Annotated in this window: 21 protein-coding genes; 8 read left to right on the forward strand and 13 right to left on the reverse strand. The window is 71.5% G+C overall.

All coding sequences use genetic code 11. From position 1 onward, the window contains the following. Nucleotides 1-97 precede the first annotated feature (97 nt). Nucleotides 98-2,617 (reverse strand): FHA domain-containing protein, encoded by a 2,520-nt coding sequence (locus DEJ51_RS07210; protein WP_223835696.1) that lies wholly within the window; start codon nucleotides 2,615-2,617, stop codon nucleotides 98-100. 254 nt (nucleotides 2,618-2,871) lie between these two features. Between DEJ51_RS07210 and DEJ51_RS07215 the strand changes: the two genes are divergently transcribed. Next, nucleotides 2,872-4,500: a streptophobe family protein gene (locus DEJ51_RS07215; protein ID WP_150256840.1), complete on the forward strand. Its 1,629-nt coding sequence runs from the start codon at nucleotides 2,872-2,874 to the stop codon at nucleotides 4,498-4,500. A 96-nt stretch (nucleotides 4,501-4,596) separates the two neighbouring features. Continuing rightward, nucleotides 4,597-5,796, forward strand: a complete 1,200-nt coding sequence (gene serB / locus DEJ51_RS07220; RefSeq protein WP_150256841.1) for a phosphoserine phosphatase SerB — start codon at nucleotides 4,597-4,599, stop codon at nucleotides 5,794-5,796. Between the two features lie 171 nt (nucleotides 5,797-5,967). On the opposite strand, the gene DEJ51_RS07225 is transcribed toward serB, so the two are convergent. The 4 genes from DEJ51_RS07225 to DEJ51_RS07235 form a co-directional block, all read right to left on the reverse strand. After that, the gene (locus DEJ51_RS07225) at nucleotides 5,968-6,489 is read right to left on the reverse strand and encodes a SixA phosphatase family protein (RefSeq protein ID WP_150256842.1); all 522 of its coding nucleotides are present in this window, start codon (nucleotides 6,487-6,489) and stop codon (nucleotides 5,968-5,970) included. A gap of 69 nt (nucleotides 6,490-6,558) precedes the next feature. Further along, nucleotides 6,559-6,789, reverse strand: coding sequence for a hypothetical protein (locus DEJ51_RS07230; RefSeq protein WP_150256843.1), 231 nt, complete (start codon nucleotides 6,787-6,789; stop codon nucleotides 6,559-6,561). A gap of 153 nt (nucleotides 6,790-6,942) precedes the next feature. Further along, entirely contained in the window at nucleotides 6,943-7,062 is a 120-nt protein-coding gene (locus DEJ51_RS35490; protein ID WP_252309064.1) for an SGM_5486 family transporter-associated protein, read from the reverse strand. Nucleotides 7,063-7,067: 5 nt separating this feature from the next. Next, nucleotides 7,068-8,360 carry a CynX/NimT family MFS transporter gene (locus DEJ51_RS07235; RefSeq protein WP_150256844.1) on the reverse strand — a complete coding sequence of 431 codons (1,293 nt, stop codon included), beginning with the start codon at nucleotides 8,358-8,360 and terminating at the stop codon, nucleotides 7,068-7,070. A gap of 90 nt (nucleotides 8,361-8,450) precedes the next feature. Between DEJ51_RS07235 and DEJ51_RS07240 the strand changes: the two genes are divergently transcribed. Further along, nucleotides 8,451-9,155, forward strand: a complete 705-nt coding sequence (locus DEJ51_RS07240) for a FadR/GntR family transcriptional regulator (protein WP_150256845.1) — start codon at nucleotides 8,451-8,453, stop codon at nucleotides 9,153-9,155. Here the strand turns inward: DEJ51_RS07240 and DEJ51_RS07245 are convergent. The 3 genes from DEJ51_RS07245 to fabG form a co-directional block, all read right to left on the reverse strand. Then, nucleotides 9,136-9,567, reverse strand: a complete 432-nt coding sequence (locus tag DEJ51_RS07245) for a hypothetical protein (RefSeq protein WP_150256846.1) — start codon at nucleotides 9,565-9,567, stop codon at nucleotides 9,136-9,138. The two genes, DEJ51_RS07240 and DEJ51_RS07245, sit on opposite strands and share 20 nt — an antisense overlap. A 257-nt stretch (nucleotides 9,568-9,824) precedes the next feature. Further along, complete coding sequence (gene fabI, locus DEJ51_RS07250; RefSeq protein WP_150256847.1) at nucleotides 9,825-10,595, reverse strand: enoyl-ACP reductase FabI; 771 nt, start codon at nucleotides 10,593-10,595, stop codon at nucleotides 9,825-9,827. A gap of 5 nt (nucleotides 10,596-10,600) precedes the next feature. Further along, on the reverse strand, nucleotides 10,601-11,320 hold the full coding sequence (gene fabG / locus DEJ51_RS07255; protein ID WP_150256848.1) for a 3-oxoacyl-[acyl-carrier-protein] reductase: 720 nt from the start codon (nucleotides 11,318-11,320) through the stop codon (nucleotides 10,601-10,603). Nucleotides 11,321-11,465: 145 nt separating this feature from the next. Here fabG and DEJ51_RS07260 point away from each other — a divergent pair, with 145 nt between their 5' ends. From DEJ51_RS07260 to tyrS, 3 genes are all read left to right on the forward strand, one after another. Continuing rightward, nucleotides 11,466-13,028, forward strand: a complete 1,563-nt coding sequence (locus DEJ51_RS07260) for a TldD/PmbA family protein (protein ID WP_411757290.1) — start codon at nucleotides 11,466-11,468, stop codon at nucleotides 13,026-13,028. Further along, nucleotides 13,025-14,425: a metallopeptidase TldD-related protein gene (locus DEJ51_RS07265; RefSeq protein WP_150256850.1), complete on the forward strand. Its 1,401-nt coding sequence runs from the start codon at nucleotides 13,025-13,027 to the stop codon at nucleotides 14,423-14,425. Before DEJ51_RS07260 ends, DEJ51_RS07265 begins: the two co-directional genes overlap by 4 nt. Before the next feature lie 72 nt (nucleotides 14,426-14,497). Then, nucleotides 14,498-15,766, forward strand: a complete 1,269-nt coding sequence (tyrS, locus tag DEJ51_RS07270) for a tyrosine--tRNA ligase (RefSeq protein WP_150256851.1) — start codon at nucleotides 14,498-14,500, stop codon at nucleotides 15,764-15,766. Nucleotides 15,767-15,899: 133 nt separating this feature from the next. On the opposite strand, the gene DEJ51_RS07275 is transcribed toward tyrS, so the two are convergent. Then, nucleotides 15,900-16,178: a GlsB/YeaQ/YmgE family stress response membrane protein gene (locus DEJ51_RS07275; RefSeq protein ID WP_150256852.1), complete on the reverse strand. Its 279-nt coding sequence runs from the start codon at nucleotides 16,176-16,178 to the stop codon at nucleotides 15,900-15,902. A gap of 238 nt (nucleotides 16,179-16,416) precedes the next feature. Between DEJ51_RS07275 and DEJ51_RS07280 the strand changes: the two genes are divergently transcribed. Continuing rightward, nucleotides 16,417-16,695 carry a DUF3099 domain-containing protein gene (locus tag DEJ51_RS07280; RefSeq protein WP_263411732.1) on the forward strand — a complete coding sequence of 93 codons (279 nt, stop codon included), beginning with the start codon at nucleotides 16,417-16,419 and terminating at the stop codon, nucleotides 16,693-16,695. A gap of 136 nt (nucleotides 16,696-16,831) precedes the next feature. Then, the gene (locus DEJ51_RS07285) at nucleotides 16,832-17,083 is read left to right on the forward strand and encodes a hypothetical protein (protein ID WP_150256854.1); all 252 of its coding nucleotides are present in this window, start codon (nucleotides 16,832-16,834) and stop codon (nucleotides 17,081-17,083) included. 77 nt (nucleotides 17,084-17,160) lie between these two features. Here the strand turns inward: DEJ51_RS07285 and moaA are convergent, their stop codons facing one another. The 4 genes from moaA to DEJ51_RS07305 form a co-directional block, all read right to left on the reverse strand. Further along, nucleotides 17,161-18,150: a GTP 3',8-cyclase MoaA gene (gene moaA / locus DEJ51_RS07290; protein WP_223835698.1), complete on the reverse strand. Its 990-nt coding sequence runs from the start codon at nucleotides 18,148-18,150 to the stop codon at nucleotides 17,161-17,163. 178 nt (nucleotides 18,151-18,328) lie between these two features. Further along, a complete protein-coding gene (locus DEJ51_RS07295) occupies nucleotides 18,329-19,957 on the reverse strand; it encodes a cation acetate symporter (protein ID WP_150256856.1) in 1,629 nt (542 codons plus the stop codon). Then, nucleotides 19,954-20,319, reverse strand: a complete 366-nt coding sequence (locus DEJ51_RS07300; RefSeq protein ID WP_150256857.1) for a DUF485 domain-containing protein — start codon at nucleotides 20,317-20,319, stop codon at nucleotides 19,954-19,956. Before DEJ51_RS07300 ends, DEJ51_RS07295 begins: the two co-directional genes overlap by 4 nt. A gap of 351 nt (nucleotides 20,320-20,670) precedes the next feature. Continuing rightward, nucleotides 20,671-21,714 (reverse strand): zinc-dependent alcohol dehydrogenase family protein, encoded by a 1,044-nt coding sequence (locus tag DEJ51_RS07305; protein ID WP_150256858.1) that lies wholly within the window; start codon nucleotides 21,712-21,714, stop codon nucleotides 20,671-20,673. Between the last annotated feature and the right edge of the window lie 52 nt (nucleotides 21,715-21,766).

The following is a 21,766-nucleotide window of genomic DNA, read 5'->3' on the forward strand; positions in this document are numbered from 1 at the left end:
GGCCCCATGCGCCTCAGGGCGGCACCCGGACTTCCGGATGCCGCCCTGAGGCGTTTGCCGTGCGCGCGGGCGGTCGTGCCGCCCGCGCGCCGGGGTGCTACTTGCCCGCGCGCATGACCTCGGGCTCGTGGCGGCGCAGCAGGCGCTGCACCGCGAAGCCGCAGGCGACGCCGATGAGCAGCAGGATGGTGATGTTCAGGCTCCACTGCCCGATCGTGGCGTCCCAGAGCGGGTCGGTGTTGGTCGGGTTCTCCGCGTCCCACGGCGGCATGAGCTTGCCGAGGTTCAGCGTGGTGCCCGCGGCGGCGATGGCCCAGCGGGACGGCATCAGCCAGGCGAACTGCTCCAGGCCCGGGGAGTCGTAGACCTGGAAGAGGATGCCGGTGAAGACGACCTGGACGATCGCGAACATGACCAGCAGCGGCATGGTCTTCTCGGCGGTCTTCACCAGCGAGGAGATCACCAGGCCGAACATCATCGAGGTGAAGCCGAGCGCGATGACCGACAGGCAGATCTCGACGGCCGGCGGCATGATCAGGCCCTCGGCGGGCAGGTCGCGCGGGAAGAAGCCGATCGCGCAGATGATCACGCCCTGGATGGCCGTGATGACGCCGAGGACGATCACCTTCGACATGAGGTAGGCGGACCGGTACAGGCCGGTCGCGCGTTCCCGCTCGTAGATGACCCGTTCCTTGATCAGCTCACGGACCGAGTTGGCGGCACCCGAGAAGCACATGCCGACCGCGAGGATCAGCATGATCGTGCCGGCGTCGCCGTTGAAGCGGGACGGCGCGACGGGCGGCGCCAGGCCGAACTTCGCGGGGATCACGGTGGAGACCACGCCCAGGACGGCCGGCAGGAGCACCATCAGGGCCAGGAAGCCCACGTCCGACGCGATCACCGAGACGTAGCGGCGGATCAGCGTCCACAGCTGCGAGCCCCAGCCCTGCGGCTTGGTCGGGCGCATCTGCTGGGCCGGGGGCATCGCGACGGACTGCGGGGCGACCGCGTCGATGTCGGCTGCGTACAGCTGGTAGTGCTGGGAACCCTTCCAGCGGCCGGCCCAGTCGTACTCGCGGTAGTTCTCGAAGGCCGAGAACACGTCCGCCCACGTGGTGTAGCCGAAGAAGTTCAGCGCCTCGTCCGGCGGGCCGAAGTAGGCGACCGAACCGCCCGGGGCCATGACCAGCAGCTTGTCGCAGATGGCCAGCTCGGCAACCGAGTGGGTGACGACGAGGACCGTGCGGCCGTCGTCGGCGAGGCCGCGCAGCAGCTGCATGACGTCGCGGTCCATGCCCGGGTCGAGACCCGAGGTCGGCTCGTCCAGGAAGATCAGCGAGGGCTTGGTGAGCAGCTCCAGGGCCACGGACACGCGCTTGCGCTGACCACCCGAGAGCGCGGTGATCTTCTTGTCCTTGTGGATGTCGAGCTTGAGCTCGCGCAGCACCTCGTCGATGCGGGCGGCACGCTCGGACTCGGCGGTGTCGCCGGGGAAGCGGAGCTTGGCCGCGTACTTGAGGGCCGTGCTGACCTTCAGCTCCTTGTGCAGGATGTCGTCCTGCGGGACCAGGCCGATGCGCTGGCGGAGTTCCGCGAACTGCTTGTACAGGTTGCGGTTGTCGTAGAGGACGTCACCCTCGTTGGCGGGCCGGTAGCCGGTGAGCGCCTTGAGGAGGGTGGACTTGCCGGAGCCGGAGGGGCCGATGACGCCGATCAGCGACTTCTCCGGGACTCCGAAGGTGACGTCCTTGAGAATCTGCTTGCCGCCGTCGACCGTGACCGTCAGGTGGCGGGCCGAGAAGGAGACCTCGCCGGTGTCGACGAACTCCTCCAGCCGGTCGCCGACGATCCGGAACGTCGAGTGGCCGACGCCGACGATGTCGTTCGGGCCGATCAGCGCGCTGCCGGACTTCGCCAGCGGCTGGCCGTTGACGTACGTGCCGTTGTGGCTGCCGAGGTCGTGGATCTCGAAGCGGCCGCCGGGCATCGAACGGAACTCGGCGTGGTGGCGGGAGACCTGGAGGTCGGAGACCACCAGCTCGTTCTCCAGCGCACGGCCGATCCGCATGACGTGACCCAGCGAGAGCTGGTGGAACGTCGTCGGGCTGCGGTCTCCGTAGGCCGGGGCCCCGCCCTGCGCCGAGCGGGGAGCGGCGGCGCCCTGCTGGTGCGGGAGGTGTACCTGCGGCTGCTGCGGCTGCTGCTGCGCGTACTGCTGCTGACCCCAGGCCTGCTGCTGGGGCTGCTGCTGCGGGGCCTGGTAGGCCGGCGCCTGCGGCTGGGCGTACGCCTGGGCCGGGGCCTGCTGTGCCTGCTGTGCCACGGCCGGCTGCGGCGCGGCGGCGCCGGCGGTGCTCAGATTCAGCCGAGGGCCGTCCGTCGCGTTGCCCAGGTGGACCGGCGTGCCGGGCACGAGCTCGGTCTGCTGGACCCTGGCCCCGTGCACATAGGTGCCGTTGGTGCTGCCGTGGTCCTCGATGCCCCAACCCCGGCCGTTCCAGGTGATAGTGGCGTGCCGCCACGACACCCGGGCATCGTCGATCACCACGTCTCCCTGGGGGTCGCGCCCCAGCGAGTACGACCTGGACGGATCGAGCGTCCAGGTCCTTCCGTTCAATTCCAGTACGAGTTCCGGCACTCCAGCCCCACTTAAGTCCCCCGAGAATCCCCCATGACGTCAGGGAGTCTAGGGATGGCGAACATCCGGGGGAACTATTTCAGGCCTACCGCCGTATGTGGAATCCGGGCCTTGCCGGGGCGTCTACGACCGCCCGTTGACGGGGTCGAAACTCACCCGGAGAGTGAGATACGGGACTTCTCGCCCGGTGGTCCCGTTCGCGTACCACTCGGTAGGCATCGGGGGTTCACCGTATGCGCCGCATTCGCTGGGGGGACGTGCTGCTGTCCTCCGTCGCCGCCGTGGGCTGGTCCCTGATCACGATGGCCGCCGTGGCCGGACTCGGGCTGCATCTGCTGGGCGCCGACGCCGCGGGCGCCGGTGCCCCGGAGGCTTCGCTCGGCGCGATGACGGCCGCCGCGGTGGTCCTCGCGATCGGTGGAACCGTGACCCCCTCCGGTGACGTCTCGGTCCTCGGAGTCATCGGTACGGGAGCCGAAACCTCCCTGGACGTGATGCCCTTGGGGGTGTCGCTGGCCGGAGCGCTGGTCCTGGCGCCACTGTTCCTCCGTTCGCTGCGGGCCGGCGCGGGCCACGGGGAGACGGCGGTCCGGGTGGTGGTGCTCGCGGGGCTGTTCGTCGCGACGGCGGGCGGACTGGCGCGGGTCGGGCACGACGTGGTCACCTTCGACGGGACGCCCCCGCTGCCACGGACGCCCGCGAAGGTCGAGGTCCCGGGGATCGGCGACATCGGCGGGCTGCTCCCGGACCGCGTCGGGGACCTGATCGAGACCCGGACCCGGGTGGGGTTCGCGGTGGAGCCGGAGCCGACCCTGCTGGGCGCGGGGCTCTGGGCGCTCGCCGTACTGGCGCTCGCGCTGCTGGTGTCGCGGCGCGGGCCGGCCGCGCTCGCCCGGCTGCGGCCCGCCGCCTCGGCGGTGGTGGCGATGCTGCTGGTCGCGGTGGCGGCCGGGTGGGCCGCGGCGGGGTGGGCGGCGCTGGGCGACGACCGGCCGCGTCGGGTGCTCGGCGGAGCACTGCTGGGGGCACCGAACGGCAGCTGGCCGGGGGTGCTGCTGGGACTGGGCGTGCCGGTGCACGGCCGGGTCTCGGGGGCTCCGGCCCGGCTGCTGCCCGATCCGCTGGACGATCTGCTGGGGGCGTCCGCGCGGGAGCCGGTGACGGTGGCCCGCCTCGCCGAGTACGACGAGCGGGTCTGGCTGCTGGTCGCGGGGGCGGCCCTGCTGCTGCTCTACGCGGGCGTGCTGGCGGGCGCCCGGACTCCCGGGCGCGGGGTCCTGGGGTGCGCGGCGCGACTGTCGGCCTGCACCGCCGTGGCCATGGTGGTGCTGGTGTGGCTGACGGGGTTCTCGGCGGACTCCTCGCTCGCGGTGGTGGGTGTGGAGGTGGTGGACGCGGGGGTGGAGCTGCGGGGGGACGCTCCGTACGCGCTGCTGCTGGGCGGGCTCTGGGGGGCGGGGGCCGGGGCCGCGGGCGCGCTGCTGACCCGCAGGCGCCGGGCGGCCCTGCCGGATCCGTACGCCGGGGCGGCGGGTGCGGGCCGGAGCGACCGGCGGCCCGGCTTCCCCGCCGCGGACGCGCCCACGGCCGCGTACCCGGGGAGCCCCGGCGGCGGCCGGGGCGGGCAGGATCCGCCGCCGGGCTGGGCGCACCCGGCACACCAGCACCCGTATCGGCACCCGGATCCGGATCCGGACGTCTCCTGGGACGTGACGGTCACCGGTGTCCCGCCGCGCCCGCCCAGGCACGTGCGGCCCGCCCGGCGGCCGCCCTTCACCCCGCCTCCGCCGCCGGGTGCCCCGCCGCCGCCCCCGAGGCCTCCCGGACCACCCGGGCCGCCGAAGCCTCCCGGGCCACGGTGACGGCCCGGGCGTGCCCGCCCGGCCGGGCGACCGGCACGTTCAGGAAATGGGACGGGGGTCCTGTCACCTGGGCCGGGAAGATACGGTGAGGGCACCATGAGCGCATCGCAGACCTCCGACGTCCCCACCCTCCTCGTCAAGATCTTCGGCAAGGACCGTCCCGGGATCACCGCCGGGCTGTTCGACACCCTCGCCGCCTACTCCGTCGACGTCGTCGACATCGAGCAGGTCGTCACCCGTGGCCGCATCGTCCTGTGCGCCCTCGTCACCAAGCCCGACGGCGGAGCCGAGGGCGATCTGCGGGCCACGGTCCACAGCTGGGCCGAATCCCTCAGGATGCAGGCCGAGATCCTCTCCGGTACCGGTGACAACCGGCCGCGCGGCAGCGGCCGCTCGCACGTCACCGTGCTCGGGCACCCGCTGACCGCCGAGTCCACGGCGGCCATCGCCGCGAAGATCACCGGCACCGGCGGCAACATCGACCGTATCTTCCGGCTCGCCAAGTACCCGGTGACAGCGGTGGAGTTCGCCGTCTCCGGTGTCGAGACGGAGCCGCTGCGCACCGCGCTGGCCACCGCCTCCGCGCACATCGGCGTGGACGTGGCCGTGGTCTCGGCCGGACTGCACCGCCGGGCCCAGCGCCTGGTCGTCATGGACGTGGACTCGACCCTCATCCAGGACGAGGTCATCGAGCTGTTCGCGGCGCACGCCGGGTGCGAGGCCGAGGTCGCCGAGGTCACCGAGCGGGCCATGCGCGGTGAGCTGGACTTCGAACAGTCGCTGCACGCCCGGGTGGCGCTGCTGGCGGGCCTGGACGCGTCCGTGGTGGACAAGGTGCGCGCCGAGGTGCAGCTGACGCCGGGTGCGCGGACCCTGATCCGCACGCTCAAGCGGCTCGGCTACCAGGTGGGTGTGGTCTCCGGCGGCTTCACCCAGGTGACGGACGATCTGCGGGAGCGGCTGGGGCTGGACTTCGCCTCCGCCAACACCCTGGAGATCGTCGACGGGAAGCTGACGGGCAAGGTCACCGGCGAGATCGTGGACCGCGCGGGCAAGGCCCGGCTGCTGCGCCGCTTCGCCGCGGAGGCCGACGTACCGCTGTCCCAGACGGTGGCCATCGGCGACGGCGCCAACGACCTGGACATGCTGAACGCGGCGGGGCTGGGTGTGGCCTTCAACGCCAAGCCGGTGGTCCGCGAGGCCGCGCACACGGCGGTGAACGTGCCCTTCCTCGACGCGGTGCTGTACCTGCTCGGCATCACCCGCGAGGAGATCGAGGCCGCCGACCTGGTCTGAGCCCGACCCCCTGACCCGACGAGCACGAACGGGCCCCGGCAGCCGATGCGGTTGCCGGGGCCCGTCGGTGTGCCGGGCTCGTCGCTGGGCCGGGCCCTTCGGCGGGCCGGGCCCTTCGGTGGGCCGGGACCCTCCGGTGTCCTCGGACCCCCGGTGTCCCGGGACCTCCGGTCAGAGGCCCTTGGGGGTCCAGTAGTCGAGCAGGGTGCCCACTCCGTGTTCCACGGACTTCCACGATCCGGTGAAGGAGACCACGGCGAGGGCCGCGGTCGGGAAGCCCGTACGGGTCATACGCGTCATGGTGTCGCCCTCCGCGCGCCCCGAGAGGGCGTCGGCGAGGGCGTGCATGCCGGGGTTGTGCCCGATGACGAGGAGGTCGGAGACCTCGTCGGAGGTCTCGTTGAGCAGGGCGATGAGCTCGCCCAGCGAGGCGTCGTAGAGCCTCTCCTCGTAGTGGGTCTTGGGCCGGTGCGGCATCTCCTGGACGGCGAGCTTCCAGGTCTCGCGGGTGCGGGCGGCGGTGGAGCACAGGGCCAGGTCGAAGACGATGCCGGTTTCGGCGAGCTTCAGACCGACGGCCGGCGCGTCCTTGCGGCCCCGTTCCGCGAGCGGTCGATCGTGGTCGGACACCTCGGGCCAGTCGGCCTTGGCGTGCCGGAGGAGGGCGATCCTGCGGGGTGTGTCGGCGCTCATGACTCCCAGCTTCGCATGAAACGAGCCATGGGGTGCAGGGCGTTGAGGGGGGTGAGGGGGCGCGGGAGGTCAGCCGACGGCGCGCAGGAGCTGCTCGGCGACCTGGACGAGGCCCGAGACCTCGCCGGTGGCCGCGTGGGCCTCGCCGGATCCGGCGAGGAGCAGGAGCAGGAGCCCGAAGGCGAGGGCGGGCAGGGCCAGTGCCCACCAGTGCAGCCGGGTGGCTGCGGTGGTGGTGGCGCGGGCCCGGGAGCCGGAAGGGCGCGGCGGGAGGGGCCTGAGGTGCGTGGGGGCCGACATGGCCGCCTCCGTGGGTGTGGACCGGACTGACTCGCTGCCTACGAATCTATGGTTCCGGGGCGGTGGTGCCCATCCGGGGTACACCCCACTTCACCCTGAGCCTGGCCCCCTAGGGGTGGTGGGGTTAGCCCCACCTTCCGCCCGGGTCCGCGCTCACGGGGAGGCGATCGTGGCGATGACGGAGATGATCACGGTGACGGCGAGGAACGCACCGAGCACGAGGCCGAGCTTCTTGCGGCCGTCCTGCGGGTTCGGTTCAAGTACGGGCGACATGCCGGTCAGTCTCCCATGCCGCATTCGTCCTCGATCGTGCGGTCCCGTCCTGCGAGGACGCCCAGCGCGATCTGCGGTACGAGGAGTCCGGCCATCAGGGCGAGCGGCAGGTCCCAGCCGCCGCTGTGCTGGTAGAGGGCGCCGACGAGGAGGGGGCCGGGGATGGAGATGAGGTAGCCGGCGCTCTGGGCGAAGGCGGAGAGCTTGACCACGCCGGCCGGGGACTTGGCGCGCAGCCCGATCATGGTGATGACGAGGGGGAAGGCGCAGTTGGAGATGCCGAGCAGGAGCGCCCAGGCCCAGGCTCCGGCGGCGGGGGCGAAGTACAGGCCGAGGTAGCCGACGAGGCCGAAGACCCCGAGGGTGACGGCGATGGCTCCCTGGTTCTTCATCCGGGCGGCGAGGCCGGGGATGACGAAGGCGAGCGGGACGCCCATGACCATGGTGACGGCGAGGAGCACTCCGGCCGTGGCGGCGGAGACGCCGGCGTCGCGGAAGATCTGCGGGAGCCAGCCCATGGTGATGTACGCACCGGTGGCCTGGAGGCCGAAGTAGCAGGCCAGGGCCCAGGCGGTGCGGCTGCGGACGACCCTCGGGCCGGTCCCGGACCCGGTGGGGGTGGTGGGGTCCCCGGCCCGGGCGGAGCGGCGGGAGGCGCGGGCGACGGGCAGCCACGGCAGTACGGCGAGCAGGGCGAGCACGGCCCAGACCAGCAGGCCGGTGCGCCAGCTGCCGCCGAGCGCGTCGGTCAGCGGGACGGTCGCGGCGGCGGCGAGCGAGGTGCCGGCGGCCAGGGACATGGAGTACAGGCCGATCATGGTGCCGACCCGGTCCGGGAAGTAGCGCTTGACGATCACCGGGAGCAGCACGTTGGTGAGGGCTATGCCGGCCAGTGACAGGGCGCTGGCGGCGAGGAAGCCGACGGCACCGGTCGCGAAGGGGCGGATGAGCAGGCCGGTGGCGACCGCGGCCATGCCGGCGCAGACGACGGCGGCCGGGCCGAAGCGGCGGGAGAGCCGGGGTGCGGTGACGCCGAAGACGGCGAAGCAGAGGGCGGGGACGGAGGTGATCAGTCCGGCGAGGGTGCCGCTCATGCCGAGACCCGTGCGGGTCTCCTCGAAGAGCGCGCCGAGGCTGGTGATGGCGGGCCGCAGGTTGAGGGCGGCCAGCACGATGCCGACGATGAGCACCGGGCCGAGCCAGGTCGGCTGAGCCGTCGCCTGCGGGGCGGCGGCCGGGGTGCGGGTCGCGGCGGCCGCGGCGGACCGGTCGAGCGTCTGGGTTTCTTCGTCGGGCATTCAACCATCATAGAATCATGGGATGATTGGTTGTCCAGTCGCCGGTAGCCGCTCACCGGTCCTTCGTGACGTCGCCCCTGAGAGGAACCCATGCCGCTGACCTCGCCCCGGCGCTCCGCACTCGTCGATCAGGTGATCGCCCAGCTGCGGAACCAGATCACCTCCGGCGAGTGGGCGGTCGGCGCCCGCATCCCGACCGAGCCGGAGCTCGTCGAGCTGCTCGGGGTCGCCCGAAACACGGTGCGTGAGGCCGTGCGGGCGCTGGCGCACAACGGGCTCCTCGACATCCGGCAGGGCTCGGGGACGTACGTCATCGCCACCAGCGAGCTGGCCGGCGTGATGCACCGCCGCTTCGCCGGGGCCGAGCCGCGGCACATCGCCGAGCTGCGTTCGACGCTGGAGTCCTCGGCGGCCCGGCTGGCGGCGGAGCGGCGCACCGAGCGGGACCTCGTCCAGCTGGACGCCCTGCTGGCGCGCCGCGAGGAGGCCTGGGCCGGCGGGGACGCGGAGGTGTTCGTGGCGGCGGACGTGAGTCTGCACATGGCGGTGGTGACCGCTTCGCACAACGACGTGCTGATCGAGCTGTACGCGGACCTCGGCGACCTGGTGGCCGACTGGCTGCGGGCGGACGTGGGGACCGAGCTGCGCCCTTCCGCCCATCTGGACCACGCCCGGCTGATCGAGGCGATCCGGCGGGGCGACGGGGACGCGGCGGCCTCGGAGGCCGCGGGCTACCCGTTCGCCTGCCTCGGCAAGAACGCGCAGGAGGTCCCGCTCACGGGCGCCGGTGACTGACCCAGGCCGAGCGGACCTCTTTCCAGCAACGGCCGACGAGCTCGGTCCGGCCGGCCGGACCGACGGCCACGGCGGCGCCGTCGCCGTCCACGTCCCACCAGCGGTCGCACTCGACGTGCAGCCGCACGAGGTCGGTCTCCGGGTAGGCGTTGTGGCAGTACGCCGACACCTGCGAGCCGTTGATGACGGTGTCGCAGTCGGCGCCGAAGAGATCGCCCCCGGCGGGCCGTGCGGGTTGCGTCGGGGGTTCGGCGGGGATGTCGTCGAGCTCCACGACGGCCGGGGCCGCCACCTCGGGGCCGGGCACGTGCTCCTCACCCACGGGCTGAGCGGCGGCTCCGGGGACCATGAGTCCGGTCAGGATGACGGACGTGACCAGCACGGATACGACTCGGCTCGGCCTCGCGCGCACTCCTACCTCCTCCCCGCAGGAGCCGAGAAGATCCCGGCCTGGTCAGTTTGCAGGCATCTGCCCCGGTTTTCGACTCGGGAAGATCCAGTCGGCCGGTGAACATGCGATCGAGCGCGCCCCCGCGGCGCGGCCTCGGCGGCGCCCCGGGGCGCGCAAACCCCGCTGTTCGTCGCTCCGGGGCGCGGAACGGCGGCGACCCCGCCTCCCGGAAGGGAAGCGGGGCCGCCGCCGTACGGATACGGGAGACCGATCGGGGATCAGGCACCCATCGCGTGCAGGCCGCCGTCCACGTGGACGATCTCGCCGGTGGTCTTCGGGAACCAGTCGGACAGCAGGGCCACGACGCCGCGGCCCGTGGGCTCCGGGTCGCTCATGTCCCACGACAGCATGGAACGGTGGTTCCAGGTGTCCGCGAGGTCCGAGAAGCCGGGGATGGACTTCGCGGCCATCGAGCCGAGCGGACCGGCCGAGACCAGGTTGCAGCGGATGTTCTCCTTGCCCAGGTCACGGGCGAGGTAGCGGCTGGTGGCCTCCAGGGCGGCCTTGGCCGGGCCCATCCAGTCGTACTGCGGCCAGGCGAACTGCGCGTCGAAGGTGAGGCCGACGACGGCCGCGCCCTCCACCGGGAACAGCGGCTTGCAGGCCATGGTCAGCGACTTCAGCGAGAACGCCGAGACGTGCATGGCGGTGGCCACCGACTCGAACGGGGTGTTCAGGAAGTTGCCGCCGAGGGCGTCCTGCGGCGCGAAGCCGATGGAGTGGACGACGCCGTCCAGGCCGCCGAGCTCGTCGCGGACGAGGCCCTCCAGGCGGGCCAGGTGCTCGTCGTTGGTGACGTCGAGCTCGATCACCTTGACCGGCTTCGGCAGCTTCTTCGCGATGCGCTCGGTCAGCGACGGACGCGGCCACGCGGTGAGGATGACCTCGGCGCCCTGCTCCTGGGCCAGCCGGGCCGTGTGGAAGGCGATGGACGACTCCATCAGCACACCCGTGATGAGGATGCGCTTGCCCTCGAGAATTCCGCTCATGGTGATCAGTGACCCATGCCCAATCCGCCGTCAACGGGAATGACGGCTCCGGTGATGTACGCGGCGTCGTCGGACGCCAGGAAGCGGACGGCTGCCGCGATCTCCTCGGGCTGCGCGTAACGGCCGAGCGGCACCTGGCCCACGATGCCCGCGCGCTGCTCGTCGGTGAGCACCTTCGTCATGTCGGTGTCCACGAAACCGGGGGCGACGACGTTGAAGGTGATGTTGCGGGAACCGAGCTCACGGGCGAGGGAGCGGGCGAAGCCCACCAGCGCGGCCTTGGAGGCGGCGTAGTTGGCCTGGCCGGCCGAGCCCAGGAGCCCGACGACCGAGGAGATCAGGACGACACGGCCCTTCTTGGCACGGAGCATGCCACGGTTCGCGCGCTTGACCACCCGGAAGGTACCGGTGAGGTTGGTGTCGACGACGGACGTGAAGTCCTCCTCGGACATGCGCATCAGCAGCGTGTCCTTGGTGATGCCCGCGTTGGCCACGAGCACCTCGACCGCGCCGTGCGCGTCCTCGATCGTCTTGTAGGCCTGCTCCACCTGCTCGGAGTCGGTGATGTCGCACCGCACCGCCAGGACACCGAGCGAGGTGAGCGCCTCCGGCGGCTCACCCGACCGGTACGTGATCGCGACCTTGTCGCCGGCCTCCGCGAAGGCTTGGGCGATGGCGAGGCCGATGCCCCGGTTTCCTCCGGTGACGAGAACCGAGCGGCTCAACGGATCACCCTTTCGCTAGCGGTCTGAATACCAAAAACCTATAGGTCGCACCGCTCGTACGGAGAATCGACCCCCGACAGGGCCTTGCGACCGGCTCTGTCGAATCCCTACAGAAAGATGTAGGCACAAGGGCCCCGATCGCGACATGATCGGGGCGACCGGCCCCGACCACGGGAGGACTTCCGTGCCCCATTCCATCGACGCGGCCTTCACCGCGCTGCCCCTGCGGGCGCTCGCCGACGCGGCGCTCGCCCGGGCCCGCGCGCTGGGCGCCGAGCATGCCGACTTCCGGCTGGAGCGGATCCGCAGCGCCTCCTGGCGCCTGCGCGACGCCAAGCCGTCCGGCGGCTCCGACACCACCGATCTCGGTTACGCGGTCCGGGTCGTGCACGGGGGCAGCTGGGGGTTCGCCTCCGGTGTCGACCTGACCATGGACGCCGCCGCCAAGGTGGCCTCGCAGGCCGTGGCCATGGCGAAGCTGTCCGCCCAGGTGATCAAGGCCGCCGGCTCGGACGAGCGGGTGGAACTCGCCGACGAGCCGGTGCACGCCGACCGGACGTGGATCTCCGCGTACGACGTGAACCCGTTCGAGGTGCCGGACGCCGAGAAGGCCGCGCTGCTCGCCGACTGGAGCGCGCGTCTGCTGGCGGCCGACGGGGTGGCCCACGTGGACGCCTCGCTGCTCGCCGTCCACGAGAACAAGTTCTACGCCGACACCGCGGGCACCTCGACCACGCAGCAGCGGGTCCGGATCCACCCGCAGCTCACCGCGGTCGCCGTGAACGGTGCGACCGGCGAGTTCGACTCGATGCGCACCATCGCGCCGCCGGCCGGCCGCGGCTGGGAGTACCTGACCGGCACCGGCTGGGACTGGGACTCCGAGCTGGAGCAGATCCCCGGCCTGCTCGCCGAGAAGATGCGGGCGCCGAGTGTCGAGGCCGGCCGCTACGACCTGGTGGTGGACCCGTCCAACCTGTGGCTCACCATCCACGAGTCGATCGGTCACGCCACCGAGCTGGACCGGGCACTGGGCTACGAGGCGGCGTACGCGGGGACCTCCTTCGCCACCTTCGACCAGCTGAACAAGCTCAGGTACGGCTCCCCGATCATGAACGTGACGGGTGACCGGACCGCCGAGCACGGGCTGGCCACCGTCGGCTTCGACGACGAGGGCGTCGAGGCGCAGAGCTGGGACCTGGTCAAGGACGGCACCCTGGTCGGCTACCAGCTGGACCGCCGGATCGCGAAGCTGACCGGCCTCGGGCGCTCCAACGGCTGCGCCTTCGCCGACTCCCCCGGGCACGTGCCCGTCCAGCGGATGGCGAACGTGTCCCTCCAGCCGGATCCGGGCGGGCTCTCGACCGAGGACCTGATCGGCGGGGTGGAGCGCGGGATCTACGTGGTCGGCGACCGCTCCTGGTCGATCGACATGCAGCGCTACAACTTCCAGTTCACGGGGCAGCGGTTCTTCCGGATCGAGAACGGCAAGCTGGCCGGGCAGCTGCGCGACGTGGCGTACCAGGCCACCACCACCGATTTCTGGGGCTCGATGGAGAAGGTCGGCGGCCCGCAGACCTACGTCCTGGGCGGCGCCTTCAACTGCGGCAAGGCCCAGCCGGGCCAGGTGGCGGCGGTCTCGCACGGCTGCCCGTCCGCGCTGTTCCGCGACGTGAACATCCTGAACACCACGCAGGAGGCCGGGCGATGAGCTCGTCGAACCGCATCACCAAGCCCCACGAGATCGTCGAGCGGGCCCTGGAGCTGTCCACCGCCGACGGCTGCGTCGTCATCGCGGACGAGGGGTCGAGCGCCAATCTGCGCTGGGCGGGCAACGCCCTGACGACGAACGGCGTGACCCGCGGCCGGACCCTGACGGTCATCGCCACGGTCGACGGCAAGGAGGGCACGGCCTCGGGGGTCGTCTCGCGCTCCGCCGTGACCGCGGACGACCTGGAGCCGCTGGTCCGGGCCGCGGAGGCGGCCGCCCGCGGGGCGGGCCCGGCCGAGGACGCCCAGGAGCTGATCAGCGGCACCCCGGCCTCGCCGGACTTCACCGACGCCCCGGCCGAGACGAGCTCGGCGGTCTTCGCCGACTTCGCCCCGGCCCTGGGCGAGGCCTTCGCCCGGGCCCGTGAGGGCGGCCGGGAGCTGTACGGCTTCGCCCACCACGAGCTGGTCTCCACGTACGTCGGCACCTCGACGGGCCTGCGGCTGCGCCACGACCAGCCCAACGGCACCCTGGAGCTCAACGCGAAGTCCCCGGACCGGCAGCGCTCCGCCTGGGCGGGCCGCTCCACCCGGGACTTCAAGGACGTGGACCCGACCGTGCTGGACGCGGAGCTCGCCGTGCGGCTCGGCTGGGCGGAGCGGAAGATCGACCTGCCCGCGGGCCGGTACGAGACGCTGCTGCCGCCGACCGCCGTGGCCGACCTGCTGATCTACCAGATGTGGTCGGCTGCGGCCCGGGACGCGGTGGAGGGCCGTACGGTCTTCTCCAAGCCCGGCGGCGGCACCCGGCTCGGCGAGAAGCTGTCCGGGCTGCCGCTCTCCCTGCGCAGCGACCCGAACGCCCCGGGCCTGGAGTCCGCGCCCTTCGTGATCGCGCACAGCTCGGGCGACGACGCCTCGGTGTTCGACAACGGCCTGCCGGTCCCGGCGACCGAGTGGATCGCGGACGGTCATCTGAACCGGCTGAGCACGACCCGGCACTCCGCGGGCCTGACCGGCATGCAGCTCTCCCCCGGCTTCGGGAACCTGATCCTGGACGCGGGCGGCGAGAAGTCCCTGGAGGAGATGGTCGCGTCCACCGAGCGGGGTCTGCTGCTGACCTGCCTCTGGTACATCCGCGAGGTGGACCCGGCGACGCTGCTGCTCACGGGCCTGACCCGGGACGGCGTCTACCTGGTGGAGAACGGGCAGGTGGTCGGCGAGGTCAACAACTTCCGGTTCAACGAGTCCCCCGTGGACCTGCTGTCGCGGGCCTCGGAGGCCGGCCGGACCGAGAAGACCCTGCCGCGCGAGTGGAGCGACTGGTTCACGCGCGCCGCGATGCCGGCGCTGCGTATCCCCGATTTCAACATGAGTTCGGTGAGCAAGGGCGTCTGACCACCTAGAATGTGCGGGTAGACCCCTCATCCACGCCCCTACTCACTCCATCTCTCAAGGAGAGTCACGACCGTGACTGACATCGTCGACGAACTGAAGTGGCGCGGGCTCTTCGCCCAGTCCACCGACGAAGAAGCCCTGCGCAAGGCTTTCGCGGACGGTCCGGTCACCTTCTATTGCGGCTTCGACCCGACCGCGGCCTCGCTGCACGTGGGGCACCTCGTCCAGGTGCTCACCGTGCGCCGGCTCCAGCAGGCCGGCCACCGGCCGCTGGCGCTGGTCGGCGGGGCCACGGGCCAGATCGGCGACCCGCGGCCGACGGCCGAGCGAACGCTGAACGACCCGGAGACCGTCGCGAACTGGGTGACCCGGCTGCGCACCCAGATCGAACCGTTCCTGTCCTTCGAGGGCGAGAACGCGGCGCTGATGGTGAACAACCTGGACTGGACGGCGGGCCTGTCCGCCATCGAGTTCCTGCGGGACATCGGCAAGCACTTCCGCGTCAACAAGATGCTGACGAAGGACTCGGTCGCCAAGCGGCTCGACTCCGACCAGGGCATCAGCTACACCGAGTTCAGCTACCAGCTCCTCCAGGGCATGGACTTCCTGGAGCTGTACCGGCGCTACGGCTGCGTGCTGCAGCAGGGCGGCTCCGACCAGTGGGGCAACCTGACGGCCGGACTCGACCTGATCCACCGGGTCGAGCCGGGCGCGGTCGTGCACGCGCTGGCCACGCCGCTGATGGTGAAGGCGGACGGCACCAAGTTCGGCAAGTCCGAGAGCGGCGCCGTGTGGCTCGACCCGGAGATGACCACGCCGTACGCGTTCTACCAGTTCTGGCTGAACGTGGACGACCGGGACATCTCCACCTACATGCGGATCCTGTCCTTCAAGTCCCGTGAGGAGCTGGAGGAGCTGGAGGCGCAGACCGCCGAGCGGCCGCAGGCGCGCGCCGCCCAGCGGGCGCTGGCCGAGGAGCTGACCACGCTCGTGCACGGCGCCGACCAGTGCGCCGCCGTGATCGCGGCGTCGAAGGCGCTGTTCGGCCAGGGCGACCTGGCGGAACTGGACGAGGCCACGCTGGCGGCGGCCCTGTCCGAGCTGCCGCACGCCAAGGTCGCTGAGCTCGGCCTGGTGGTGGACCTGCTCGCGGAGACCGGCCTGGTCGCGAGCAAGTCGGCCGGCCGCCGGACCGTGAAGGAGGGCGGCGCCTACGTGAACAACGCGAAGGTCTCCGCCGAGGACGCGGTCCCCGCCCGGGAGGACCTGCTCCACGGGCGCTGGCTGGTGCTGCGCCGGGGCAAGAAGAACCTTGCCGCGGTGGAGGTCACCGGCGCCTGACGCGTCGTGGACGCGGCGGACCCGTAACGGCACGGCACACGGCGGAGGGGCCGGTTCGGACTTCACGGTCCGGGCCGGCCCCTCCGTCATGTGCCGCGGGTCCTGCCCCGGGCCAGAGGTCCTGCGGGGCGGCTCAGGTCATCTGACGGCTGCCGCCGCGCATCGCCTTGTAGGCCATTTCACCGAGGAAGACGAAGAGGACCGCTCCCGCGAGCTGCAGCAGGTGCCGGGTCCAGTCGATGCCGCGGGTGTCGGCGACACCGATCCAGCCCGCGACGGCGTTGCCGAGGACGCTGCCGATGATGCCCATCAGCGTGGTCAGCCAGAGGGGCTGGTGCTGTTTGCCCGGCAGGATGGCCTTGGCTATCAGCCCCAGCACGAAACCGACGATGATCGCCCACAACCAAGACATGTCGAGCCTCCTCCTGGCGCGGTGTGCGCACGTGGGCCCAGTTTCGACCCGTCCGGCGTACGACGCATTTCGGACGGTTCCGTACGGGGGTCCCCCCTCTCCTCCGGTCCCGGGGCGGGCGTACCGTGGGAGGGACCGGGCCGGGAGTGCCCGGCGGGCGATCGGGTGGTGGAGCGTGGAGCGGACGAAGCGGCAGAAGCGGAACGGGGCCGAGGTCTTCCGGATCACCGGCGCGCGGATGGGGCTCGCCGAGGACGTGCGGGGCCGCCAGCGCCGGTACGTGATCTCGATGGCGATCAGGACCCTGTCGGTCATCGCGACCGTGCTGTTGTGGGACGTGCAGCGCCCGGTGGCCATCCTGACGCTCGTGGCCGGGGCACTGCTCCCCTACGTGGCCGTGGTCATCGCCAATGCCGGGCGCGAGTCGACGCCTTCCCTGCCCTCGCACTTCGTCCCGGCCCCCGTACGGCCGGCGCTGGACGCGGGAAACCTCAAGAAAAGCTCAGATCAATCGTGAAGTTCCGGTGCACTCCACCGGGTCCTGCGTGACATACTGCTCACGCGCTCCGCATCCCCCGTCGGAGCGACGGACCGACGCCGGGCAGCTCCCCCCGTGGCTGCTCGGCGTCGCCATTCCGTTCTAATGTGGGGCTGTGACTTCCTCCAACGCCCCCGGCTCCGAAGAGACTCCCACCTGCTCGGCCAAGGGCTGCCGCGACGCGGCCGTGTGGGTCCTGGCGTGGAACAACCCGACGCTGCACACGCCGGAGCGGCGCAAGACCTGGCTGGCGTGCGAGGAGCACCGCGAGCACCTCTCCCAGTTCCTGGGCGTGCGCGGTTTCCTGAAGGACGTCGTGAAGCTGGACGAGTGGGTGCAGCCGGAGGGCTCGGAGCGCCCGCGCTGACCGGACGTGACCCGAGCCGATGCGGCCGAACCGGTGTGGCTCGGGCCGGTCCCGGCCCGAGCCGGCCCGGGACCCGGTCAGCCGCCGATCGCGGACATCGGGCGGTCGGGCTGCAGGAAGGACGGGTCGTCGAGACCGGACCCGGCCTTCTTGCCCCACATCGCGACCTTCCACAGCCGGGCGATCTCCTCGTCCGGGGCGCCCGAGCGCAGGGCCGCACGCAGATCCGACTCCTCGGTCGCGAACAGGCACGTACGCACCTGGCCGTCGGCCGTGAGCCGGGTACGGTCGCAGGCTCCGCAGAACGGGCGGGTGACCGAGGCGATGACCCCGACGGTGGCCGGCCCTCCGTCGACCACCCAGCGCTCGGCGGGGGCGGAGCCGCGCTCGGCGGCGCCTTCCTCGGTGAGCGTGAAGCGGGTGCGCAGGGACTCCAGGATGTCCCCGGCGGTGATCATGCCGTCGCGCTTCCAGCCGTGCTGGGCGTCGAGCGGCATCTGCTCGATGAAGCGGAGTTCGTACGCGTTCTCCACGGCCCAGGCCAGCAGGTCGGGGGCCTCGTCGTCGTTGAGGCCGGGCATGAGCACGGCGTTGACCTTGACGGGGGTGAGACCGGCCTCGCGGGCCGCGGCCATGCCCTCGATGACGTCCTTGTGCCGGTCGCGGCGGGTGAGGGTCTTGAAGACCTCGGGGCGCAGGGTGTCCAGGGACACGTTCACCCGGTCCAGCCCGGCGGCCTTCAGGGCCTGCGCGGTGCGCCGCAGGCCTATGCCGTTGGTGGTCAGCGACATCTTGGGGCGGGGCTCCAGGGCCGCGCAGCGCTCGACGATCCCGACCAGCCCGGGCCGCAGCAGCGGCTCGCCGCCGGTGAACCTCACCTCGGTGATGCCGAGGTGGGTGACCGCGATGCGGATCAGCCGGACGATCTCGTCGTCACTGAGCAGGTCCGACTTGCCGAGCCACTGCAGCCCCTCTTCGGGCATGCAGTAGGTGCAGCGCAGATTGCACCGGTCGGTCAGTGAGACGCGCAGGTCAGTGGCCACGCGGCCATAGGTGTCGAGAAGCACTGTGGGCCCCCTCCCCTGTCCGGAAGTAGAGGTACGCGCGGACATTGGATCTACTTCACGCGTTCTAATTCGAGACTACGTGACCTGTGTGTCATCCAGTGGTGCCCGAACGAACGAGACGTGACGTGGCCGCGTCGTAGGGATCTACCACGCGGCCACGCTCGGTGTTCGGACGATGTCAGTGCGCCCCTGTTCCGGTGAGGGAACGCACCTCCAGCTCGGCGAACTTCTGCGGGTCGGCCTCCTCCTTGGAGAGGACGGTTCCCAGCCAGCCCAGCAGGAAGCCGAGGGGGATGGAGATGATCCCCGGGTTCTCCAGCGGGAACCAGAAGAAGTCCGCGTCCTTGAACATGGAGGTGGGCTTCCCGGACACGACCGGGGAGAACAGCACGAGGCCGACCGCCGAGACCAGGCCGCCGTAGATGGACCAGAGCGCGCCCTGGGTGGTGAAGCGCTTCCAGAACAGGCTGTAGAGGATCGTCGGCAGGTTCGCGGAGGCGGCGACCGCGAAGGCGAGCGCGACCAGGCCGGCCACGTTCAGGTCGCGGGCCAGTGCGCCGAGGCCGATGGCGACGGCCCCGATGACGACGGTGGACCAGCGGGCCGCGCGCATCTCCTCCTTCTCCGTGGCCTTGCCCTTGCGGATCACGTTCACGTACAGGTCGTGCGCGAAGGACGAGGAGGAGGCGAGGGTCAGGCCCGCGACGACGGCCAGGATGGTGGCGAAGGCGACCGCGGAGATCACGGCGAGCAGGATCGCCCCGCCCGTGGAGTCCGGGCCGCCGCCGACGGCCTGGGCGAGCAGCGGGGCGGCGGTGTTGCCGGCCTTGTTGGAGGCGATGATGTCGGCCCGCTTGAGCAGGGCCGCGGCGCCGAAGCCGAGGGCGATCGTCATCAGGTAGAAGCCGCCGATGATGCCGATGGCCCACAGGACGGACTTACGGGCGGCCTGTGCGGTGGGCACCGTGTAGAAGCGGATGAGGATGTGCGGCAGGCCGGCGGTGCCGAGGACGAGGGCGAGGCCGAGCGAGAGGAAGTCCAGCTTGGAAGTCGAGTCCTTGCCGTACTTGAGGCCCGGTTCGAGGAACTTCGCCCCCTGTCCGCTGTTCTCGGCGGCCTTGCCCAGCAGGTCGGAGATGTTGAAGTTGAACTTCACCAGCACCAGGAGGGTGATCAGCAGGGCGCCCGCGATCAGCAGCACCGCCTTGATCATCTGAACCCAGGTGGTGCCCTTCATGCCGCCGATGGTCACGTAGACGATCATCAGTACGCCGACCAGCGCGACGACGGCCACCTTGCCGCCGTCGCTGGTGATGCCCAGGAGCAGCGAGACGAGCACGCCGGCGCCGGCCATCTGGGCGAGCAGGTAGAAGATCGAGACCACGATGGTGGAGGTACCGGCGGCGGTACGGACGGGCCGCTGGCGCATCCGGTACGCGAGGACGTCGCCCATCGTGTAGCGGCCGGAGTTGCGCAGCGGCTCGGCGACGAGCAGCAGGGCGACCAGCCAGGCGACGAGGAAGCCGATGGAGTAGAGGAAGCCGTCGTAGCCGAAGAGGGCGATGGCTCCGGCGATGCCGAGGAAGGACGCGGCGGACATGTAGTCGCCGGAGATGGCGAGACCGTTCTGGAAGCCGGTGAACTGTCGGCCGCCCGCGTAGAAGTCGGCGGCGCCCCGGGTCTGGCGGCCGGCCCAGACGGTGATGATCAGGGTGGCGACGACGAACAGCCCGAAGAGGGTGATGATCAGCGGGCGGTGCTCGGAGGCTCCCGCGGCGAGTGTCGTCAGCTGCGTCGCACCGCTCATTCGGCGGCCTCCATCCGTGCCTTGATGGCCTCGGCCCTGGGGTCGAGCCTCGCGGCCGCGTGCCGGGCGTAGAGCCAGGCGATCAGGAAGGTCGTCGCGAACTGGGCGAGGCCGAGCACGAGGGCGACGTTGATGTTGCCGAAGAGCTTGGTCCCCATGAAGCCGCCCGCGTAGTTGGACAGCAGGACGTAGAGCAGGTACCAGGCGATGAAGGCCACGGTGAGCGGGAAGGCGAAGGAGCGGTAGGAGCTGCGCAGTTCGCCGAATTCCGCGCTCTGCTGGACGCTCGTGTAGTCGTCTGCCGTGGGGACCGCCGGTGGCGTTCCCGCGCTGCCCGGCGGCGGCGCTGCTTCGGTGGTCACGGGGGGATCTCCTTGTGACGCGGGTGCGGTGGGGACGACGGACAAAACAACCTCCGTGTGGGGGGACGGTGGTGCCGATCCCCCCTGTCAACGGCACGGATGGCGCGTCGGGACGGTTCAACACCCGTTGATTTCTCTGTGACCGATGTGTCGTACGCCGTCTCGCACATTCCCAGAACCCGGACTTCGCCGTGCGGCTGCGGGCCCGGCGCGGCCTGTTCGTGTCGGTCGGCGCCACCCGGACGGCCCCGGTGCCGGCGTCGGGGCCCCACGGGCCGGACATGACGAGAGGGCGGGACAGCGAGGTTCACCTCGCTGTCCCGCCCTCTGGTTCGGCCGTCGCGCCGCAGGTCAGGGCTTGATCATCACCTTGAGGGCACTCCGGTCGTCCATCGCCCGGTAGCCGTCCGGGACCTCGTCCAGGGACACGGTCCGGTCGAAGACGGGCGCCGGGTCGATCGCGCCGCTGAGCACGTCCTCCAGCAGCTCCGGAATGTAGGCGCGGACCGGGGCCACACCGCCGCGCAGGGTGATGTTGCGGTCGAACATGACACCCAGGTCGAGGCCGGTGCCGCTGCCGTGCGGGACGCCGACGTAGCCGATGGCCCCGCCGTCGCGGGTGATGTTCACGGCGGTGCGCATCGACTGCTCGGTGCCGACCGCCTCGATGACCGCCTGCGCGCCCCGGCCGCCGAGGAGCTCGCGCACGGCGGCCTCGGCGGCCTCGCCGCGCTCGGCGACGACGTCGGTGGCCCCGAAGAGCTTCGCGATGTCGGTGCGTACGGTGTGGCGGCCCAGGGCGATGATCCGCTCGGCGCCCAGGCGCTTGGCGGCGAGGACGCCGCACAGGCCGACCGCGCCGTCACCGACGACGGCGACGGTGGAGCCCGGGCGCACGCCCGCGCCCAGGGCCGCGTGGTGGCCGGTGCCCATGACGTCGGACAGTGCGAGCAGACCGGTCAGCAGGTGGTCGTCGGAGACGGCCTCGGCGGGCAGCCTGACCAGGGTGCCGTCGGCGTGCGGGACGCGGACGGCCTCGCCCTGGCCGCCGTCGTGGCCGACCGAGCCCCAGAAGCCGCCGTGGTCGCAGGAGGTGAACAGGCCCTCCTTGCAGTACTCACAGGTGCCGTCCGACCACATGAAGGGCGCGACGACCAGGTCGCCGACGCTCAGGCCGGACACCGCGGAGCCGGTCTCCTCGACGATGCCCAGGAACTCGTGGCCGATGCGCTGGCCGGGCTGACGCGCGGCCTCGCCGCGGTAGGCCCACAGGTCGCTGCCGCAGATACAGGCACGCAGGACGCGGACGACGGCGTCCTCGGGGCGCTGGATCGCAGCGTCGGGCACCTCCTCCACGCGGATGTCGTGCGGGGCGTGGATGACGGTGGCGCGCATGGTGGTGCAGTCCTCCGGTTCGAGATCGTTCAGTCTTGTACGACTGTGGAAC

The sequence above is a fragment of the Streptomyces venezuelae genome, assembly GCF_008642275.1.
Taxonomy (GTDB): Bacteria; Actinomycetota; Actinomycetes; order Streptomycetales; family Streptomycetaceae; genus Streptomyces; species Streptomyces venezuelae_E.

Bases quoted from the DNA above. Each gene is read 5' to 3' on its own strand.
- DEJ51_RS07280 (WP_263411732.1), top strand. From the start codon at position 16,417: ATGGGGCTCGCCGAGGACGTGCGGGGCCGCCAGCGCCGGTACGTGATC.
- DEJ51_RS07215 (WP_150256840.1), top strand. From the start codon at position 2,872: ATGCGCCGCATTCGCTGGGGGGACGTGCTGCTGTCCTCCGTCGCCGCC.
- serB (WP_150256841.1), top strand. From the start codon at position 4,597: ATGAGCGCATCGCAGACCTCCGACGTCCCCACCCTCCTCGTCAAGATC.
- fabI (WP_150256847.1), bottom strand. From the start codon at position 10,595: ATGAGCGGAATTCTCGAGGGCAAGCGCATCCTCATCACGGGTGTGCTG.
- DEJ51_RS07265 (WP_150256850.1), top strand. From the start codon at position 13,025: ATGAGCTCGTCGAACCGCATCACCAAGCCCCACGAGATCGTCGAGCGG.
- DEJ51_RS07235 (WP_150256844.1), bottom strand. From the start codon at position 8,360: ATGCCCGACGAAGAAACCCAGACGCTCGACCGGTCCGCCGCGGCCGCC.
- DEJ51_RS07295 (WP_150256856.1), bottom strand. From the start codon at position 19,957: ATGAGCGGTGCGACGCAGCTGACGACACTCGCCGCGGGAGCCTCCGAG.
- DEJ51_RS07230 (WP_150256843.1), bottom strand. From the start codon at position 6,789: ATGTCGGCCCCCACGCACCTCAGGCCCCTCCCGCCGCGCCCTTCCGGC.
- DEJ51_RS35490 (WP_252309064.1), bottom strand. From the start codon at position 7,062: ATGTCGCCCGTACTTGAACCGAACCCGCAGGACGGCCGCAAGAAGCTC.
- DEJ51_RS07275 (WP_150256852.1), bottom strand. From the start codon at position 16,178: ATGTCTTGGTTGTGGGCGATCATCGTCGGTTTCGTGCTGGGGCTGATA.
- DEJ51_RS07225 (WP_150256842.1), bottom strand. From the start codon at position 6,489: ATGAGCGCCGACACACCCCGCAGGATCGCCCTCCTCCGGCACGCCAAG.
- DEJ51_RS07305 (WP_150256858.1), bottom strand. From the start codon at position 21,714: ATGCGCGCCACCGTCATCCACGCCCCGCACGACATCCGCGTGGAGGAG.
- DEJ51_RS07260 (WP_411757290.1), top strand. From the start codon at position 11,466: ATGATCGGGGCGACCGGCCCCGACCACGGGAGGACTTCCGTGCCCCAT.
- DEJ51_RS07240 (WP_150256845.1), top strand. From the start codon at position 8,451: ATGCCGCTGACCTCGCCCCGGCGCTCCGCACTCGTCGATCAGGTGATC.